Source organism: Breznakia pachnodae, assembly GCF_030814225.1.
Taxonomy (GTDB): Bacteria; Bacillota_I; Bacilli_A; order Erysipelotrichales; family Erysipelotrichaceae; genus Breznakia; species Breznakia pachnodae.
In genome coordinates, this window is the sequence record NZ_JAUSUR010000001.1 from 374,168 (window position 1) to 393,446 (window position 19,279).

The following is a 19,279-nucleotide window of genomic DNA, read 5'->3' on the forward strand; positions in this document are numbered from 1 at the left end:
ATTATTCCGCTCCTTTCATGTCATCTTCTTTGTTGTACCCTAATTTAATTAAGATGAATGCTAAACATACACCAACTACTGCATATAGTAATAAATCTGTCATTCCAGTATAAGCAGCAATTGCAAATCCTAATGCAAAGAACGGTAATAATTCTTTTTTATACATAAATTTCATCAACATTGACATCCCTAATGCAGGTAACATTTTTCCTACTGCACCCAGACCATTCATAGCCCATTGTGGGATACTGTTGATCAATGTTTGAATATAGTCTCCTCCATATAATGCAATTAAGAATACTGGTAATGCTCTTAATACTAATACAATTGCAGGTCCCCCCAGCATTTGAATACGACGAATCCCTCGCCAATTTCCTTTGTCTGCGAGCGCATCCATTCGTACTGGCCAAAATGACGCTACTGTCATATAAGCAACATGTACATAGTTTCCTAATAACCCAATTGGTACTGCAAATGCAACTGAGGTTTCAATCGACATTCCCCCTTGTATGGCAACAAACGTTCCTAATAAACCAGCCCAATAAAGGTCAGAAGCATTTGCTCCTCCAGCACTGATCCACCCTAAATAGGATACGTTGACCGTTGCCCCAATAATTGTTCCCTGAACAGGATCTCCATAGATAAGACCTACCCAGAAACCTGCCATAACAGGCTCACGGAATAGATACCAGTGATATGGTCCCTGAATCCCGTTTAGTAACGCTAATAGCGCCATTAATAATGCTTGTAACATAGTTTTTCTCCTCCTTTTTTACACGCATTGTATACTTTTCTCACTTCTTTATTCACACCCAAAATAAATTATTCATTCACTGTTCTAAAATTTAGAAAGAACATCTTTGAATGAGAATTCATTATCTTCAGGTATTGGTTGAAGGTAAATTCTTACACCACCATCATGCAAGATATTAAGTTCATCTTTCTCTTCTGTTGACATAACAACATTTTTATATACATTTCGCTTATTTCCAGAACCTTCAATTCCACCAACCTGTAATGATGGATACTTCACTCCCTGCTCCCAAGCTGCCAATGCCTGTGATGTATTTTTAAATAGAATCAATAAATTACCAGTTGGCATTTCTTTATTCTTCCACATGTTTGCAGCTTCTTCGACTGTAGTAACTACTACTTTTACTCCAGAAGGGGCAGCCCCTAATAATATCTTTTTAAGAAGTGGGCTTTTTGCACTTTTGTCATCAACCACGACGATATCTGTAATATTATATTTTACTACCCATCGAGTCATTACTTGACCGTGGATCAGACGAAAGTCAATTCTAGTCAGTTTTAAGTTTTCCATTAATTTTCCTCCTTGAATAATGAATGCTTAATTATATTCATTTACGATTGATACAAAACGTTTTGCACGTTTCGTAAGTTCATCAAACTTACCTGCATCTCTTAATTTTTTATCAATTAATTGACTACTCACACCTGCACCTGCAAATCCCAAGTCCAGATATTCACGCAATGTTTCTTCGCTTACCCCCACAGTAGCAAGATATTTCACATGATGAATTGGTGCATAGATATCCTTGCAGTATTTCACTCCAAGCGTACCTGCCGGAAAGAACTTAATGAAATCAGCTCCAGCTTCATCAGCTGCACATATTTCAGTAGGTGTCATTACTCCAGGAACTGATACCAGACCAAGTTTCAGTGTTTCCTTTACTATTTCTGGATTAAAGTTTGGCGAAACAATAAATTTGGCTCCAGCTTCTTTCGCATTATGCAATTGTTCTTTTGTCAGTACAGTGCCAATTCCTAAAAGTAGTTGGCCGTTTAACTCTTTATCCAAACGCTGCAGATCGCTTTTCACCTCTGCCAATGTATTTGGATCACTAGGATCATATGTTATTTCAAAACAACGAATTCCCCCTGCATATAATGCCTTTGCCAACCTAACTAGATCATCACCTGTGATACCTCGTGTTATTACGATCAGTTTCTCTTTTTCAATTGTTTTTATTGTCTGCTCTCTATCCATGATTATGCCTCCTTTCATTTACATATCATTAATGATATTGTTCGGTTTACTCCCCACTTCAACCAAACATACATCATCAACCACCTTACGATTCATCTGCCACATACAATCCGTGTTATAGATGGAAGAATGTGGTGTGATAATTACATTTGGAAGAGTTAATAACTCATTCTCCTTTAACATTGGTTCTACACTTGCCACATCTGCACCATAACCAAATATCTTTTTTTCTTTCAACACTTTTATAAGTGCCTTTTCATCTATTAAATCGCCTCTACCTGAATTTATCAGAATAGCAGAAGTTTTCATTTTACTTAAGTTTTTCTCATTTAGAATATGTGTTGTTTCTTTTGTTAAATTTGCATGTAGAGAAACTACATCACTCTTTGCTAACAGTTCATCTAATTCAACTAGTGTAACTCCATCTTTATCAGCAACTTCTTTACTAAGATATGGATCATATACTAAAACTTTATTATTCAATCCATGTTGCATCATTTGGGCGTAACAGCTTCCAATATTTCCATATCCAATAATTCCAGTTACCTTATTTGTAAGTTGAATCCCCATGATTCGCTGACGATTCACATTCCACTCACCTTGATGAACCATATCATCCGCAACCACTATATTCTTACTAATCGATAGTGTTAATGCAAGTGCCTGTTCAGCTACTGCATACATCTCTATTTCATTAGGTATTGATGTCACATAAATGTTATGTTCTTTTGCACTCTTTAAATCAATATTGTTAAAACCAATTCCATGTCTTGCAATCAGTTTTAAATCACATTGCTTGAAGAATGTTTCACCAAAATATGGATAGTTCCCTAATAATACATATTGATAACCTTTCAATAAATCTATTAATTCCTCAACAGGGATATCAGCGGGCAGAATAAACTTTTCAACCTTACCAACATTTACCTCTAACTCTTCTACAAACTCAGGAAACTCTCTTCCAAAACTTGTAATATTAATAACTGCAATTTTCCCCATTCACATCCCCACTTTCTTATTGTTTCTCACACAGCTATGCCCTGTGACACCCAAATCATATTACAATCAACTTTTTTGTCAAATTGGATTTTTTCTATTTAGTGTGTAATCATTGTGTGTTATAATTTGTACGTATTGTTAGCGTTTACATTACGCTTACTTGTGAAATCTTTGGCTAAATGTCATCAAAAGTGTATTTTGTGTCAATCGAAAATAGATATATAACACTCTTTTGACACTCTATAACTGTTTTTCATTACCAAATTACACTAAAAAATAGGAGAAATTATGAACACTTCAAGAAAAGATATGATTTTGAAAACGATAGATGATTATACGATTGAGAGCATATCAAATGATTCATTTACTTTTGAGAATTGTAACGCCCAAACAATTGCACTAGATACTAATCTTGATCGTGCAAATGTATCAAGAATCCTAAACCAGTTATTTAATGAACAAGCGTTAATTAAAGTAAAGGGACGTCCTACTTTATACTTGTCAAGAAAGGTAGTCATTACTCAATTTCATTTCAAAAATGTTCCTCAGGTAATATCTAACCCTGAAACCATTAAGGATTATTTTGTCTTCCATACGAATGCAGACGATGTAATTCTAAAAAAAGGACTGACAATGATTGGAAGTCGTAAAGGTGAATCCTTACATGAAATCATCAATCATATCAGCCCTGCCCTATACTATAATCAGACTAGTACAATGCCAGCACCAATTATTGCAATTCAAGGTGAAGTTGGTTCTGGAAAAAAATATTTTGCTCAAAAATTGTTTGAATATGGAATTCATAATAAATACTTTTCTAAAAAGAGTAAATATCAAATTATTGATCATGCTACACTTCTAAATAAGTCTTATGATTTAGAATCTATTATTAACCCTAATATTACTTCTGTAATTATGATAGAAGTATTTCATAGTTTTTACGAAAATGATATCTATCAGATAACGAATAATATTCTTCATTTATATAGTTTCCACAATAAATCAAAACCATCTTTAATTTTTCTGATAGATTCTAAAGTGCAGAATTTTGAATACTTTAAAACACTAACGCCTTACTACATCAGTTATCCAAACATGAGTGATCGAACACCAGAAGAAATTCTAAGTTTTATTCTTCATTTTATTCAGAATACCTGTGATAATATTGGCTATATTTTACGGGTATCAAAAGATACATTACTTCCTTTTGCCTGTAAACACTATCCACTGAATCTATATCAGTTAAAGAATGAAGTTACTTATACGGTCACTAAAAAAGTCTATACATCTGGAATTAATAGTAATTATCCAGTAAATATAAATTTTGACACGATATCAAAAGAATTATTATTTGAAAATAATTATGATAAATCCAAAGAGTTGGATTTCAATAATCTAATCCAACAACTGTTACCACCAATAATTGAATTCATTCCGAATCAAAAATGTAAAGCTATTGATAATTTAATGAGAAGTGATATTATCACTGACTTATTCATTACAGTAGAAAATGAAACTTTGGCTCAACAGGCAAAATATGACGTATATAATGTACGTTCCAAGCTTACGGATTCATCTTCTTTATATGAACATTACACGTTAATTGAAACTTTAGAGCCTACCTTTAATAAAACAAAACTAAAAAACGATAAGCAATTATTAAGTTTTTTATACTATCAGATTGACAAAATGCTAACGGGAACATTCTCACAAGAATTTACCTTTGAAAATATTGAATATATCGAATCTGATCAGTCAAAGAAATTAGCAACACGTATAATTACGCTAGTTGAGCATCGTATGTCAAGACAGTTAAGCACTACTTATCGTAATTACATTCGTAACTATATTTATTATTCCTTGGAGTCTATTAGTGTAAAGTCATCTGTTGTCTTAGTCTTATGTCATGGCGAGCGAATAGCAGAGAATTTTGCTCAAATCCAAAACTTTGCAACCGAATCAAGATTATTCTATTCTTTTGACTATACAAATTATTACCAAAACAATGATATAAACTTATTCATTAATGAACTGAGTAAAATTTTAGCTTATATTGATCGAGGACATGGAGTATTACTTGTAGGTGATATGCCTCCCCTACTGAACTTAAATCAAAAGTTGGTAAAGAAGACTAATATACCTATTTTCTCAATTGACGCTGCTTCGCTTCCTTTATTTGTAAGAATATCCGATACCCTAAAAACCCATGGATCTCAGTTCGGGAGTATGATGTATACGATTATGAATGACAATAAATATATTAAATCTTTCCTGGAATCAACTACCTTAATCAACAAAGGAACACGGCAGGAAGATCCATATATCAAAGCGTTTGATCATTACTTTAAACACGTGAATACACTACGTACAAATGAAATCTTATATGGTGCTCTCTTCAATATATGTAAAGAGTTATCGATTCCAATGAACAATGACATTATTATTCATTTCTTGTTTCATGGTAATTTTATGCTAGAACGAACAATTACCCAAGAACTAGTTAACTTTAAAGGATTATTTGATTTTATTTATGACAATGAAGAAATTTATACTGTTATCAGAAAGAACATTAAAGAAATCATTAGTTTCTCACGTTTAGAAATTGACGAAGCAGAGATTGCTGTTCTTACAGAGATTATAAATAACTTTATTAAAAAGATGAAAATAGGGGTATAGAAAATATATCTTCATTACATCTCCAATACAACAATATAATATTATGCTATTGTTTAATTAGAAAAGGAGGATATTATGAGTAAGGAAGAACTTAAGAAAATGAAGAAAAAAGGTGATGAATATGGTAAAGATATGCGCTCTTTATATATTGGAGGTTTCATTCTTGCATTAGTAATCATAATCATGTTTTTAATTTATCAGTTTACATAAGTTAGTTTTCAGTTCACTGTCGAAAGCAAAAAAGGACCAATGGTCCTTTTTGTCTTTTTAACGGAATCCTCCGCCTTGTCCCTGATCACCACCTGGCATCATACCTCCAGATGTTCCAACCTGAGTACTTCCAGATGAAGCAGTAAAGGTTGTGTATTCTTCATCGTCAATATAAACAGTATAACTAGTATTCGTCTTTAGTTGTTCATCACTAAACACAATGGATTGAAAGTTCTTAATTGCTGTATATGACATGATTTCGTCCCCATCAGCAGATACAATTCTAACTTTTGACCCTGCTGTATAAGTAGATGTTAAGTTAATCATAACTGAGTTCTGCGATCCACTTATACTCATTGCCATATCTGAAGTACCTACCGCAACTAATGTACCTCCAGTCACTTCAAAGGTTCCATCATAGTCAAGTGCACCATTTCCTCCTGAAGCAGGTCCATGCACAATGATAGTGCCACCACTAATCGTTGCATCACCATTTACATCTATACCATCACCTTCTGCATCTACAGTAATGGTTCCTCCACTGATTGTAAGGGTTCCACTGCTCGTTGAGAACATATCTCCCTGACGTCCTGAAGCAGTTGTTGTATCAGTTCCTCCAGCTGCATTGATCCCGTCATCTTTGCATACAATATCAATAGTTCCTCCACTAATTCGTAAGTCCGCCGCTTCAAGTCCTTCATAACTATCCGTAATATTGATAGTTCCTGCACCAATATCTAAGATGTTATCTGCATGAATTCCATCATCACCAGAAGCAAGCATATACTCACCACCAGTAATTGTTATATCAGCTGCATGAATACTATCATCGCTACTATTAATATCAAAGGTTCCTCCATTAATGGTTATTGAGGTATAGGCTTTTATCCCTTTCGATGATGATTCAGTTGAACCAGTTGTTGTAATCGTAAACGTTCCAGATTCAATTAGTATATAACCTTTTTCTGTATCTGAATCATTGGTTGACTTCATCGCATCTGCCACTGCTGTAATGTTTAAAGTAGCATTTTCAACCGTAATTGAATCTTTACCACGAATACCATCATCGTTCGCATCAACATTAATTGTTGCATCATAGATCTCTAAATCATCCTTAGAGGCGATTGCATCGCCATAGGCAGCGTTTATGTTTAAAGTACCACTACCACTAATCACTAAGTCATCGTGTGAGAACAAGGTCGCATCAGGCTCCTCATCCACATTTTCAAAAGTATATTCATTGCCATCACTCAACGTATTATTGCTACCTTCAGCAAGACTGATTGTTGTGGTATCAGCATTTACTACATAAATCGCTGCACTATCTTCATTATGAATCGTAGCTCCATTTAAAATAAGGGTTACTTCATCATTGTCTCCTACATCCACTCGAATCTGTCCATCATCAAGTTCTCCGCTTACCTCATAAGTTCCAGCAGCTGTGATTGTTGCTGTTGAACCATCAACAGTTACCTGATCACTATCAGAAGTAATAGAATCACCATTAAGTACAATTGAAATATTGTCACCACTACTTGTTGTCGTTGCTTCCTTTTCTTCACTATCTCCACCACTACATGCACTTATAAACAACACACTTAGTAAAAGTATTGTTGTAATCTTCTTCATTATCTTCATCTCCTCTAGAATTCATCTGAATATTCTAACATACTCAGTGAAATATTTAAGTTACCATTGCGACAGCGTAGTTCATCAATCATTTCATGTTTTTCACTATTGTTTAATATGGTAAGTTGAAATGTTAATTCATATACACTACCAAAATCTTTTGTTCTCATTCTTGATAATCGAAACTGTCTTGTATAACGTTTCAATACATCATCAAATACATGTTCGTTATTTAAATCTTCTGGAACTAAAATGGTAAGTTGCATATTTTTACTGTTACGTTTTCCATAATCTACCTTATCAAGAATGATAACTGCTGTACAAACAATAATCGTAAACATAACACCATAAATTGGTATTTGAATACCACAGGCTAATCCTGATCCTACACAGAATAAGATATATACAATATCTTTACTGCTTCCTGGGGCACTACGAAAACGAATAACTGAGAATATACCTGCTAGACTAAATGCTCCTGCCACATTATTTCCTATTAACAGAATAATCGTACTCATTAATACTGGCAGTAACATTAAGGTTACTGCAAAGTTTTCCGAATGATAATTCTTACTTGTTTTCATATAGGTTAATGAAATCATGAATCCTAAGATAAACGCTATTCCAATCAACATTAAAACAGTTGATACACTTAAGGTTGTATCATTAATATTCAAATTCAAGATTGTGTCTAGCATATGTCGTATCTCCCTTCACTGCTTCATAATTCATCTGATATTCACTGTAAATACTTCGATGCTCTGATATAAAATGTTCATATTCTTTTCCATACTTAGAAAAGCTTTGTTTGTATATTTTATGTTTTGCCAGTAACTTTACCAGCCAGAAAGGAAATGCTTTTTCTGCTTTGATTTCCATTAACCAGATTCCATCTTTTAATAAAGATGTTGGTTTTTCACCTTCTCGTTTCGCAATAATATTTGTATCAAAGGTAATTCTTAGATCTTTTTGTTCAATACTAAAATATGCAATTCTCTCATATGTAAGATACAACTTCAGGTAAAGCTGATCACGATCAATACTATATTTCAGTTCTTTAATCACCTGTTCATTCATATATGGTTGTAAAGGTGGAACAATTCCCTGTTCCACAAAATCAACAGCATCATCAAATTTCATCTTTGTTCTGCGTTTATTTACAAACTTATTGTATTTTTTCTTTACTTCCACAAAGACAATGTCATCCTTATCAAATTCATTATAGGAACGAATTCGAATCTTTTCCTTATACTTTGGTTTTGCTAATGATTTACGAATAACATTATTGTCCTTTGTATCTGCATATAGATTATATATTTTATAGCGTTCTCCATCTTTATTATGATGATCTAATTCTAAATATTGTTGGATTTCTTTATGAAATGCTGCAAAGGTTTCACTATCTAAAACATACTTTGCTTCATGTCTTCCAAATACTTCTTTTGCCATAACTTCCTCCTAATTGTTACTTACTATAATCCTTATTTCTTAAATTAATCTTAAAATCATATAACTATAAATGCTGTAGGAATTTCTCGCTCTTTTCCATTGGATAATTCATTCACCAGTTTTCCTTCATAATAAAGTGTTGAAGAACCACCACCATCAAGATTCGCTGCATTATACGCACCATACTCCTGCATTATCTCCTGTAAATCATAAAGGGTTGCTCCTACACTGCTTGTTGATCTGCCTTCTATAACTACAAAGATAATTGTTCCATCACTGGTCTGACCAATTGTTGAACGTGGCTGTAATCCACCTGTTGATGTATCTGTAATTTGATTTACACCATCAACAATCAGAAACGGACCAAATGAGATTGCATCATTGATACCTTGTTCAATTGCTTCATCATAAGTATAGTTTCCTAATTTTAAGATTCCATCACTAGTTAAACCAATCATGCTATATACTTCATTTTCCTCACCATACAATAATTCTTCATCAATAATTGTTAGCGAATTTAGAGTACCATTACCACCTCGTCTGGAGACGCTGTAACCTCCTGCATTCATCGCAACAACTGCACCACTCTCTTCCACGGTTTGTGATAGTTTGGTGCCTGAATCACCATCTAAGGTATCCACAAGCGAAACTGATGTTGGATCACTGATCATTACTACATAACCTTCATAGTTATTATTGGATATTTCTTCAATTGTGATTTCCTGTTCTTTATTATTTACACTGATTCCTTCACCAGTTGAATTGGTAGTGTTTTCCACTTCATATTTATTTAATATTTCTTCTATTTCATCATCGGATAAAAACCAGGTAGCAAGAAACTGATGACTAGCAGTTGACATTGCTGTCTGGACCCATAAATCGCGATACGTTGCAAATAGATCAGTTTTAAAGAATACAAAGATTCCACCTGCACAAAACAAGGTGATCACAAGTAGAACTACTACAATTCTTTTCATTATTTTTCGCATACTACCACCTCCCATGTATCATAGTTTACTCCTCATATCTTAAAACTTTATTAAAGTGGTTTTAAGGTGATTTTAAGAATCGCTATGTTATAATAAAGCCAATTAGGAGAGCCATTATGCGACTATTAATTATTGAAGATGAAAAAAGTCTGGCTGACTCACTAGCTCAGATTCTACAAAAAAACAATTACACTGTAGATGTTTTTTATGATGGAGAAAGTGGTGAAGAACAAGCTTTATTTGGAATTCATGATTTGATTATCTTAGACATTATGTTACCAAAGAAAGATGGTATTAGTGTATTAAAATCGATTCGTGCTAATGGTTTAGAAATGCCTGTAATCTTACTGACTGCTAAAGGTGAAGTAGAAGACAGGGTACGTGGTTTGGATGATGGTGCAGATGACTACTTACCAAAACCATTTGAGACAAATGAATTACTTGCCAGAATACGAGCAAACCTCAGAAGAAGAAACACAACCTTAGAAGATAGCAATCGCCTTGTGTATGGTGATTTAACTTTAGATAAACAGAATCTTCTATTATCAGCAAAAGATCATCAGGTAAACCTTACATTCAAAGAGGCTGAATTAATGGAATTCTTTATGTTGCAGAAAGAAACAGTATCAACAAAAGAATTATTAATTGATAAGATTTGGGGATTTGATAGTGATGCAAACTTTAATCATGTAGAAGTATATATATCTTTTTTAAGAAAAAAACTATTATTTTTAAAATCAAATATTACCATCTTTACGGTTAGAGGAATTGGTTATCGCTTGAAGGAGAAAGAAGATGTTTAAAAAATTACGTAATAAATTTCTCTTTATCAATTTAGGAGCGATTCTTTTAGTTCTATTAATCTCTTTTGTATCCATCTTTTTTATAACTTATAAGAATGTTGAAAATGAAGTAATATCACAGTTGAATCAAACCTTATCCCAAAATGAGGATAACCGAAATGATCGTCCAATCCCAATAGGTGAAAATGAAGAAAAAGATGCGCAAGAAGAACTTCCACCATCTATATCATTTTGGTTAGAAGTAGATGAAAACATGAAGATAACTAATAAAAACAATCTTCATTTTGATTCTATTCAGACATCTACTTATAAAGCACTTGTAAATGAAGTATCTATCGATAATGAAACAGGATTCTTTTCTTATAATGGCAGTTATTGGGCATATAAAGTAGAAACTTCTAATTCGGGATATCGAATAGCATTTACTGATATTTCCAATAATGTTTCAACCTTAACTGGAATGTTGTCTGCATTTGCTATTGTAGCAGTTGTATCTTCAATTCTTGCTTTATTATTCAGCAGATATTTTGCAAATCGTGCGATTGAACCAATGAAAGAAACATTTCAGAAACAAAAGCAATTTGTATCTGATGCATCACACGAATTAAAAACACCACTTACAATTATTAACACCAATGTAGATTTAGTGTTATCAAATGAAGATCAAAGTGTTGCTTCACAAAAGCAGTGGTTAACCAATATTAAGAATGAAGTAAATCGTACATCCACTCTTACTAATAATTTATTGTATCTTTCAAAAATGGATGCAACTGAATTTAAAGATAGTGAACGAATTAATATCAGTAGTCAGATTGAACAATGCACTCTTTCACTGGAAGCAATTGCTTATGAAAAACAGTTGACGTTTGAAACGGATATTAAAGAAGAACTATATGTGAAAGGTAGTCCAACCATGATTAATCAACTAATTATCATACTATTGGACAATGCCATTAAATATAGTGAAGAAAACACAAAAATAGAAGTAATCTTAGGTAATTCAAGTAAACATGTAAACTTACAGATAATTAACCAAAGTAAAACCATTCCTTCTGAAAAGTTGGAACATCTGTTTGAGCGCTTCTATCGTGCTGATGATTCAAGAAATTCACAAAGTGGAGGACATGGTCTAGGATTGGCAATTGCCAGTAATATTATTGATAAACATCATGGTAAAATAACAATTAACAGTAAAGATAATAAATTTATTGTAGAAGTTAAACTACCTCTATCCAATTCATCAAATTCGTAATATAATTTGATTAAGGAGTACGCTTATGAGTGATGACAAAAAGATTGCTGTTTATTGCCAGGAATTAGTTTTAAATGATGTTTTATATAGTACGGACTATCAAAAACAAATGGTAATTTCCTTTATCAGACAACATCACTATGATTTTGATGATGTTGTATATTACATTGATCAAATGGATTCTTTTGGAAATGCTTACCCTAAGAATCGAACAAACTTAATCATTGATATTCAACATAATAAAATAAAAACAGTAATCGTCTTTAAATTCTTGTTTTTCGACCTTAAAGAAAATGATTTAAGAAAATTCATTCGCTCCCTTACAACAAGAGGAATTCAGTTACAGGTTGTAAATGAACCAAATTATAAAAATATATAAGTAAAAGACCGTAGTATTTACGGTCTTGTTTATTAGTATTAATAGCTTTATTATTCAGTGATTTTATAGTTAAAAAAACTTTTTTAATTTTTTTTAAGAAATTTCACAAAAACGCTTGCCTAATACCAGAATCTTTGGTAGAATATAATTCGTCAGCAAAAGACATATGGTCCAGTGGTGTAGTGGTTAACATGCCTCCCTGTCACGGAGGAGATCGTGGGTTCGAGTCCCATCTGGACCGCCATTAAGAAATTTAAAACTAGATTATCGCTAATCTAGTTTTTTTATATTTATTTAAGCAACGCTCTTAACGTTGGCATATCTTTTACTTCATACTTTTGAATAAACTTATCTACAACTTCTTTATCAAAATCTTCTGTCTCTAATAACATTTCTTCTACTGGTAGTGGACGTTCATTTTTAACTTTAACATCAATAACGACTGGACGATCACTTTTTTTAGCAGCTTCGAATGCAGGTTCTAATTGTTCATACTCTGTAACTGTAAAACCTACTGCACCCATTGCTTCAGCCATTTTTCCATAATCAGCATCTTGAAGGAATACTCCAAACTTTTTCTGTTCAGTATCTTCTTGTTCTGCCTCAATAAAGCCAAATGAGCTGTTTGATAAGACGACATTGATAATAGGTAGTTTATACTTTACTTGTGTGATGATATCCTGCATAACCATTGCAAACGCTCCATCACCACTCAATGTAAATACCTGACGATCTGGATAACTTAATTGTGCCGCGATTCCACCTGGAACTCCATTACCCATCGTTGCAAACCATCCAGATGTAGTGAACTTCTGAATACCATTCATCTTTAATAATCTTGTTGCATGAATTGTAACATTACCAACATCTGTAACAAAGATTGCATCATCTTCTGCGATTCGATTTATTTCTTTAAAGATCGGTTCTACTCGTAATGGTTGATCACTACGATTTTCAAAAGTTTCCAACCAGTTTACCCAGTTTTCTTTATTTTTTAAATTCGCATTGTACCAATCATCTGCATCTCTTGCCTTACCAATCTTTATCAATTCTTTTAATGAAGCTGTACCATCACCTAATACTGAAACATCAGTTTTATGGCGACGTCCAAATTTACTTGCATCAATATCGATTTGAATAAATTTAGCTTCTGGATTAAATACATTTACTGCAAACGGAAAATCACTACCTACAAACAGAATTAAGTCTGCAATTGCTAACGCTTCATTCGCTGGTTTGGTACCAACTCGATATGCACTTCCCAAATATGCTTTGTATTCATCTGGAATAATTCCTTTTGCCAGTACCGAAGCAGCAATTGGCATTGAGAAATGTTCACTAAATGCCTTTACTATTTCCCAGCCACCTTTTACACCTTGCCCAACATAAAGAATTGGTTTTTTCGCTTCTTCAATATATGGAATTGCCTTTTTCAAATCTTCTACATTTGGATAGATAACTCCCTTTTTATAATTAGGCGCTGTTGAAACTTCCATATATGGTATTTCTTCCACTCCTAAATCAACAGGGATTGTTACTACTGCAACCCCACTATATTTATATGCTGCTTTAATTGCTTCATCTACCACGTGTGGCAAACTCTCAGCAGTCATTACCGTACGATTATAAACACTTACATCCGCAAACATAGGATTTTCATTCAGCTCCTGAAACACATCATAATTCATTCTGGTAGCCGCTACCTGACCCAACAATACAACCACAGGAACATGGTCCATCTGCGCATCATACAATCCATTAATCAGATGCGTTGCACCTGGCCCTGCTGAACCAAAAGCAACTCCTACCTTTCCAGTCAGCTTTGCATCTGCTGCTGCAGCCAATGCTCCTACTTCCTCATGACGTACCTGAATATAATTGATATGTTCTCTTTCATGGTATAAAGCATCCATAATTGAGTTAAATGAACCTCCAGGTATTCCATAAATGTGATCGACATCCCAACTTTCTAGAACTCGCACCATAGCGACTCCTGCATTAATTTTTTTATTCATTATTTTCCTCCCTTGATGACCTTGTCATCTCCTATCTAGTTTTGAATAACTACTTATTTTATATACTTACCGTACGCCAAACCATGTAAATTTTCAATTACGATGCTTGAAAAAGTGACATTTATCACAAGAAAAAAGCACACATCTGTGCACTTTCCATATATTTATTCCGCTCTATCTACAGGAATATATTTATGATCTTCTATTAATTTTTTCCCTTCATCTGAGAAGATAAAGTCATATAATTTATCACCTGCATTACTGTCTTTCTTTACACATAGGATAAATGGTCTTTGTAATTTATATGATCCATCTTTTACGGTTTCAACACTTGCATCAACACCTTCGACAGTAAGAACGTTTACTTCTTCTGATACTGAACCCATAGAGATATAACCAATCGCTTGTGCGTTACCTGAAACACTTGTTGTCACTGCACCTGTTGCATTTTGAATATCAGCATTTGCAACTAACTGGTCCGTTTCAAATCCAACGATTGATTCAAATCCATCTCTTGTTCCTGAACCTTCTTCTCTTGATACTACAGCGATTTCCTGATCATTTCCACCAACATCTTTCCAGTTAGTAATTTCACCTGTATAGATTTGCTTTGCTTGTTCTAAACTAAGTTCTTTCACTGGATTATCTTTGTTTACGATAATTACAATTCCATCCAACGCAATTTCAGTTCCATCTAATGCATCAACTTCGCTACCTTCTAAGTCACGTGATGCCATTCCAACATCGAATGTTCCATCAGTTGCACCTTTTGTCCCTACTCCAGAACCTCCACCTTGTACTGTGATTGTTCCTTCTCCTGCTTTGTTGTAACTTTCTGCTATTTGTTCCATTAATGGTTGAATTGATGTAGATCCACCAACGACTAAATCACTTTTAGGTTCATTCTTGTTTGCTGAATCATCCTTTGCATCTGATTTACCACCACAACCAACTAATACTAAACTACATACTACTACAATACCTATCATACCGAAAATTCTTTTCATTTAATTTCCTCCTCTTATTAGGTAACCACATTATAAAACCACTTCATTAACTAGCAATGAACAATTTGTAAAGAAATTGTTATGAGATTGTTATAAACAAAAAGCATTGTATTATGAAATATTATTTCACTAACAATGCTTTATTTTCTATTCATCTAAATGACTATCAATATGAAGCATACGATAACCAATCCCAACATATGTCTGGATCATACCTTTATTTACACTATCATTTGTTTCTATTTTTTTTCTTAAAGAAGCCATAAAGACTCGCAGCGATTTTATATCATCCTCAAATGTGGTTTCCCAAATATTTTTCAAAATATAATTATAGGAAATTACCTTGTCTTTATTTTTAGCTAATAAACAGATTAACTTATATTCAATCGGTGTCAGATGCACTTCCTTATTGTTCACTTCAACAATCTTCGCATCATAGTGAATCACTAAATCACCATTTCTAAATTCTGAACTTTCTAACTTGCGATTACTTGTTTGTCTGCGAAGTGCCACTCTTATACGTGCCAATAACTCATTGATGCTAAATGGTTTTACCAGATAGTCATCAGCACCTTCATCCAGAACTTCAACTTTATCACTGTCATTTCCTCTGGCGCTAATTATAATAATTGGCACCTCAGAAAAGGAGCGTATTCGCTTAACAACTTCTACTCCATCTAAATCTGGAAGTCCAAGATCTAAAAGAATCAATGAGATATTATGAGTCAAAAATTGACTGATTCCTTCATTTGCATTTTCTGCAATATGATACTTATAGTTATTTAATTCTAATGTGGTTGTTATAAGATTACGTATTGATTTATCATCTTCTATAACTAAAATTTCCATTCTATTCACCTTCACTTTCTGGGAATGTAATTACAAACACGCTTCCTTGAGGTTGATTATCTTCAACGTAAATACTACCATGATGCAGTTCCATGATTGTCTGACACAGATACAACCCCAATCCAACACTTCTTCGCGAATCACCAATTGTATTATGTTCAGTATAAAATAAATCAAAAATATGTTGTTTTGCTTCTTTACTGATTCCTCTTCCTTGGTCAGCTACTGAAATTTTAATCTCATTATTTATTTTTTCTGTTTTAATAACTACTTCACTATATTCTTTTGAATACTTAATTGCATTATCGATTAAATTCAACAATACCTGAACAATTAACCTTGAATCCATTTTTACCATCAGTAATTCAGTACTTGGAATATAAGTAATCTTATTATCCTTATATCTTTTAGATATTATCTGAATTGCTTCATTAATAATATCTTCAACAATATCACTTTGAAGATCCAATTCAATTTCTTTATTTTCCAAGCGAGTCATTGATAGTAAATTTTCACTTAACTGAATCAACCAATTACTGTCTTCATAAATATCTTCATATATTGTATTTAATTTCTTCTTTGATAAACTATCTGCATTCTCCATTAACATCATTGCACTACCTGAAATACCAGTCAGCGGTGTGCGCAGATCATGAGAGATGGAACGAAGTAAATTATAACGTAATTTTTCTTGTTCTGATTTCTGTGAGATTTCATTATACTCCTGGATACTTTGAATCCTTTCAATACTCATACCACATTCTGCCAACATGGCAATCAGAAGGTTTTTTTCAAATGTATTCATTGGATATTTCTTATCGGCTACAATTCCTATAACGGCAAATGTATGATCATGTCCACCAATCGCCATATACAAACATTTCGCTTTAGGAAATGTGTTAGTTGAAAGTCCTGCTGGTCGATTATTCTTAAACACCCAATTCACAACAATCATTTCATCTTGATCTATATAGTTTGTAAAATCAAAATCATTTCCATGATCATAAGTTAGGGGGGGCTGGGTTTGATTATTTATCTGTGGATAAATGATTACATTATAATCTGATAATGACATAATCTGATGTGCAATCTCGTTGTATACCTCTTCAATTGTCTTGGCATTTTGCAACTGTTGAGTTGTTTCAAAAAGAATATCTGTACGATATGATTTTATTGCTGCTTCTGTTGTATGATATTGAATCCTGTTTGATAACATTGATATCAAAAAAGAAGAAACAAACATCAGCGTCATTGTAAATACATATTCAGGATCATATGCCTCCATTGTCCATCTTGGCTCAATAAATAAGAAATTATAACAAACAACACTTATGATACTAATTAGAAAATTATAAATAATTCCTTTCGCAATAATAGAAGATAATAATACACCTAAAAAATATACTGCAAGCAGATTTGCTTTATTGATACCTTGATCAAATAACCATAGCGATAATAAAGAAGTCACCAAAATGATCAGTCCTGCTCTTACAAATTCTTTAAAGTGAGAAGATAAATCCACACGATAGTATGAACGTATTTTTTCTCTTGTATCTTCAAAATCAGGAATAATATAAATATCTGCTGATGGTATATAACTAATTAACTGGTCTGCTAATCTCCGTTTTCCAAAGAATGGAATAATCTTCTGATTCATACTTCTTCCAAAAACGATTTTACTAACCCCACTGACTTTAGCATACTCAGAAATTTGTAATGCTATATCATCTCCATAAACAGTCACTATTCTGGCATCTAATTGTTCAGCTAACTCCATGTTCTTTTGTAAATTTTGTTTGTCTGTATCACTTAATCTATTTTTATTATTTTCCACATACAATGCAATTAATTTAGCTTTGAATGCACTTGCCAGTCGTTTTGCAGAACGAATAACAATTGGATTATTTTGGGAAGCAGTAATACATGTTAGAATGATTTCCTGTGTGTAATACTTATGATCTTGAGAATTGATTCTTTTATCTGCCTCATTTTCTTTTCCTATTTTATCTGCTAATCTTCGAAGAGCCAACTCTCGAAGTGCAATCAAATCGCTTTTTTTAAAGAAATGATTTTCTGCTCTTTCCTTCTTCTCTCCATTGTAGAGTTTTCCCTGATGTAGTCTATTTATTAATTCATCTGGGTCCAAATCTATAAATTTTATATAATCAGCCATATCAAAAATACGATCTGGGATTCTTTCATTAACAGATAAACCAGTAATCCTGAACACTGTATCAATTAAACTTTCAATGTTCTTCACATCCAATGTTGTATATACATCAATTCCTGCTTTCAATAATTCTTCAACATCCATATAACGATTTCGATGTCGTTTGTTACCTATATTTATATGTGCCAACTCATCTACCAGAATTATTTGTGGATTACGTTTTATAGCTATATCTAAATCCAATTCTTCATATTGAGTTGTACCATCACTTACTTTTTTTGTTGATAAAACTTCTAGACCTGCTAAAAGAGAAAGAATCTCTGTTCTTTCTTTTGGTTCAATATATCCAACTACTACATCCTTTTTTTTCGCTTCAAGATGTGCCGCTTTCAACATCGCATACGTTTTTCCAACTCCTGCTGCATAACTAAAAAATATCTTAAGTTTCCCTTTATGAAACTCATTTCTATTAGTTTCTAACACTCTTTTTTCATCTTTCTTCATCTTATTAGATCGCCCTCTATCATTATATTCTTTAATTCAAATTTTACTATTCGTTTACTCTTTTTTGTTTTATCGTAACATCCATGAATACCATTCATTAGTTGTAAAGAAACAAAAAGACAAGTAGATTATTATGTTACTACCTGTCTTTTCGATATCATCAAAACCAAATAATTATATATTAAAGTTTCAACGATATTATGTGCATAAAGAAGGTTAATTATAGTAAAACAGGGCACGTTTTACTATAATTTTTTACTAATAAATTTATAATGAGGTTCACATTAAATTGACTGAATCAGGAAGGGAATTATTAGTATTGTATGAGCTTTATGCA

The 19,279-nt window shown here is 32.9% G+C and carries 17 protein-coding genes and 1 tRNA gene; 6 read left to right on the plus strand and 12 right to left on the minus strand.

What is annotated here, in order from left to right; genetic code table 11:
* Position 1: 1 nt before the first annotated feature.
* From J2S15_RS01905 to J2S15_RS01920, 4 genes are all read right to left on the minus strand, one after another.
* Positions 2–754: a PTS mannose/fructose/sorbose/N-acetylgalactosamine transporter subunit IIC gene (locus J2S15_RS01905; RefSeq protein ID WP_307404936.1), complete on the minus strand. Its 753-nt coding sequence runs from the start codon at positions 752–754 to the stop codon at positions 2–4.
* An 84-nt stretch (positions 755–838) separates the two neighbouring features.
* Positions 839–1,324, minus strand: a complete 486-nt coding sequence (locus tag J2S15_RS01910) for a PTS sugar transporter subunit IIB (protein ID WP_307404938.1) — start codon at positions 1,322–1,324, stop codon at positions 839–841.
* Positions 1,325–1,351: 27 nt separating this feature from the next.
* The gene (locus J2S15_RS01915; RefSeq protein WP_307404941.1) at positions 1,352–2,011 is read right to left on the minus strand and encodes a bifunctional 4-hydroxy-2-oxoglutarate aldolase/2-dehydro-3-deoxy-phosphogluconate aldolase; all 660 of its coding nucleotides are present in this window, start codon (positions 2,009–2,011) and stop codon (positions 1,352–1,354) included.
* An 18-nt stretch (positions 2,012–2,029) separates the two neighbouring features.
* Positions 2,030–3,010, minus strand: a complete 981-nt coding sequence (locus J2S15_RS01920) for an NAD(P)-dependent oxidoreductase (protein WP_307404943.1) — start codon at positions 3,008–3,010, stop codon at positions 2,030–2,032.
* Between the two features lie 288 nt (positions 3,011–3,298).
* Between J2S15_RS01920 and J2S15_RS01925 the strand changes: the two genes are divergently transcribed.
* Positions 3,299–5,686 carry a PRD domain-containing protein gene (locus J2S15_RS01925; RefSeq protein WP_307404944.1) on the plus strand — a complete coding sequence of 796 codons (2,388 nt, stop codon included), beginning with the start codon at positions 3,299–3,301 and terminating at the stop codon, positions 5,684–5,686.
* A gap of 75 nt (positions 5,687–5,761) precedes the next feature.
* On the plus strand, positions 5,762–5,896 hold the full coding sequence (locus J2S15_RS01930; RefSeq protein WP_307404947.1) for a hypothetical protein: 135 nt from the start codon (positions 5,762–5,764) through the stop codon (positions 5,894–5,896).
* Between the two features lie 57 nt (positions 5,897–5,953).
* On the opposite strand, the gene J2S15_RS01935 is transcribed toward J2S15_RS01930, so the two are convergent.
* The 4 genes from J2S15_RS01935 to J2S15_RS01950 are packed head-to-tail and all read right to left on the minus strand — an operon-like array spanning position 5,954 to position 9,963.
* The gene (locus tag J2S15_RS01935) at positions 5,954–7,525 is read right to left on the minus strand and encodes a carbohydrate-binding domain-containing protein (RefSeq protein WP_307404949.1); all 1,572 of its coding nucleotides are present in this window, start codon (positions 7,523–7,525) and stop codon (positions 5,954–5,956) included.
* Between the two features lie 14 nt (positions 7,526–7,539).
* A complete protein-coding gene (locus J2S15_RS01940; RefSeq protein WP_307404951.1) occupies positions 7,540–8,223 on the minus strand; it encodes a DUF4956 domain-containing protein in 684 nt (227 codons plus the stop codon).
* Positions 8,192–8,974 (minus strand): polyphosphate polymerase domain-containing protein, encoded by a 783-nt coding sequence (locus J2S15_RS01945; protein ID WP_307404953.1) that lies wholly within the window; start codon positions 8,972–8,974, stop codon positions 8,192–8,194. Before J2S15_RS01945 ends, J2S15_RS01940 begins: the two co-directional genes overlap by 32 nt.
* A gap of 56 nt (positions 8,975–9,030) precedes the next feature.
* Positions 9,031–9,963 carry a phosphodiester glycosidase family protein gene (locus J2S15_RS01950; protein WP_307404955.1) on the minus strand — a complete coding sequence of 311 codons (933 nt, stop codon included), beginning with the start codon at positions 9,961–9,963 and terminating at the stop codon, positions 9,031–9,033.
* A gap of 116 nt (positions 9,964–10,079) precedes the next feature.
* On the opposite strand from J2S15_RS01950, the gene J2S15_RS01955 reads away from it, so the two are divergent.
* The 4 genes from J2S15_RS01955 to J2S15_RS01970 all read left to right on the plus strand — a co-directional run bounded on the left by J2S15_RS01955 (position 10,080) and on the right by J2S15_RS01970 (position 12,641).
* Positions 10,080–10,766, plus strand: a complete 687-nt coding sequence (locus tag J2S15_RS01955) for a response regulator transcription factor (RefSeq protein WP_307404958.1) — start codon at positions 10,080–10,082, stop codon at positions 10,764–10,766.
* Positions 10,759–12,018 (plus strand): sensor histidine kinase, encoded by a 1,260-nt coding sequence (locus J2S15_RS01960; protein ID WP_307404960.1) that lies wholly within the window; start codon positions 10,759–10,761, stop codon positions 12,016–12,018. Before J2S15_RS01955 ends, J2S15_RS01960 begins: the two co-directional genes overlap by 8 nt.
* Positions 12,019–12,043: 25 nt before the next feature.
* Complete coding sequence (locus tag J2S15_RS01965) at positions 12,044–12,397, plus strand: recombinase family protein (RefSeq protein ID WP_307404962.1); 354 nt, start codon at positions 12,044–12,046, stop codon at positions 12,395–12,397.
* A gap of 168 nt (positions 12,398–12,565) precedes the next feature.
* Positions 12,566–12,641, plus strand: a tRNA-Asp gene (locus tag J2S15_RS01970).
* A 46-nt stretch (positions 12,642–12,687) separates the two neighbouring features.
* Here J2S15_RS01970 and spxB read toward each other — a convergent pair.
* From spxB to J2S15_RS01990, 4 genes are all read right to left on the minus strand, one after another.
* Positions 12,688–14,412: a pyruvate oxidase gene (spxB, locus tag J2S15_RS01975; protein ID WP_307404964.1), complete on the minus strand. Its 1,725-nt coding sequence runs from the start codon at positions 14,410–14,412 to the stop codon at positions 12,688–12,690.
* A gap of 164 nt (positions 14,413–14,576) precedes the next feature.
* A complete protein-coding gene (locus J2S15_RS01980; protein ID WP_307404965.1) occupies positions 14,577–15,419 on the minus strand; it encodes a phosphate ABC transporter substrate-binding protein in 843 nt (280 codons plus the stop codon).
* Between the two features lie 147 nt (positions 15,420–15,566).
* Entirely contained in the window at positions 15,567–16,268 is a 702-nt protein-coding gene (locus J2S15_RS01985) for a response regulator transcription factor (RefSeq protein WP_442319959.1), read from the minus strand.
* 1 nt (position 16,269) lies between these two features.
* The gene (locus J2S15_RS01990; RefSeq protein WP_307404969.1) at positions 16,270–18,942 is read right to left on the minus strand and encodes an ATP-binding protein; all 2,673 of its coding nucleotides are present in this window, start codon (positions 18,940–18,942) and stop codon (positions 16,270–16,272) included.
* Positions 18,943–19,279: the final 337 nt, after the last annotated feature.

Excerpts from the sequence above, each read along its gene's own strand:
- J2S15_RS01905 (WP_307404936.1), bottom strand. The coding sequence starts at position 754 with ATGTTACAAGCATTATTAATGGCGCTATTAGCGTTACTAAACGGGATT.
- J2S15_RS01910 (WP_307404938.1), bottom strand. The coding sequence starts at position 1,324 with ATGGAAAACTTAAAACTGACTAGAATTGACTTTCGTCTGATCCACGGT.
- J2S15_RS01915 (WP_307404941.1), bottom strand. The coding sequence starts at position 2,011 with ATGGATAGAGAGCAGACAATAAAAACAATTGAAAAAGAGAAACTGATC.
- J2S15_RS01920 (WP_307404943.1), bottom strand. The coding sequence starts at position 3,010 with ATGGGGAAAATTGCAGTTATTAATATTACAAGTTTTGGAAGAGAGTTT.
- J2S15_RS01925 (WP_307404944.1), top strand. The coding sequence starts at position 3,299 with ATGAACACTTCAAGAAAAGATATGATTTTGAAAACGATAGATGATTAT.
- J2S15_RS01930 (WP_307404947.1), top strand. The coding sequence starts at position 5,762 with ATGAGTAAGGAAGAACTTAAGAAAATGAAGAAAAAAGGTGATGAATAT.
- J2S15_RS01935 (WP_307404949.1), bottom strand. The coding sequence starts at position 7,525 with ATGAAGAAGATTACAACAATACTTTTACTAAGTGTGTTGTTTATAAGT.
- J2S15_RS01940 (WP_307404951.1), bottom strand. The coding sequence starts at position 8,223 with ATGCTAGACACAATCTTGAATTTGAATATTAATGATACAACCTTAAGT.
- J2S15_RS01945 (WP_307404953.1), bottom strand. The coding sequence starts at position 8,974 with ATGGCAAAAGAAGTATTTGGAAGACATGAAGCAAAGTATGTTTTAGAT.
- J2S15_RS01950 (WP_307404955.1), bottom strand. The coding sequence starts at position 9,963 with ATGCGAAAAATAATGAAAAGAATTGTAGTAGTTCTACTTGTGATCACC.
- J2S15_RS01955 (WP_307404958.1), top strand. The coding sequence starts at position 10,080 with ATGCGACTATTAATTATTGAAGATGAAAAAAGTCTGGCTGACTCACTA.
- J2S15_RS01960 (WP_307404960.1), top strand. The coding sequence starts at position 10,759 with ATGTTTAAAAAATTACGTAATAAATTTCTCTTTATCAATTTAGGAGCG.
- J2S15_RS01965 (WP_307404962.1), top strand. The coding sequence starts at position 12,044 with ATGAGTGATGACAAAAAGATTGCTGTTTATTGCCAGGAATTAGTTTTA.
- spxB (WP_307404964.1), bottom strand. The coding sequence starts at position 14,412 with ATGAATAAAAAAATTAATGCAGGAGTCGCTATGGTGCGAGTTCTAGAA.
- J2S15_RS01980 (WP_307404965.1), bottom strand. The coding sequence starts at position 15,419 with ATGAAAAGAATTTTCGGTATGATAGGTATTGTAGTAGTATGTAGTTTA.
- J2S15_RS01985 (WP_442319959.1), bottom strand. The coding sequence starts at position 16,268 with ATGGAAATTTTAGTTATAGAAGATGATAAATCAATACGTAATCTTATA.
- J2S15_RS01990 (WP_307404969.1), bottom strand. The coding sequence starts at position 18,942 with ATGAAGAAAGATGAAAAAAGAGTGTTAGAAACTAATAGAAATGAGTTT.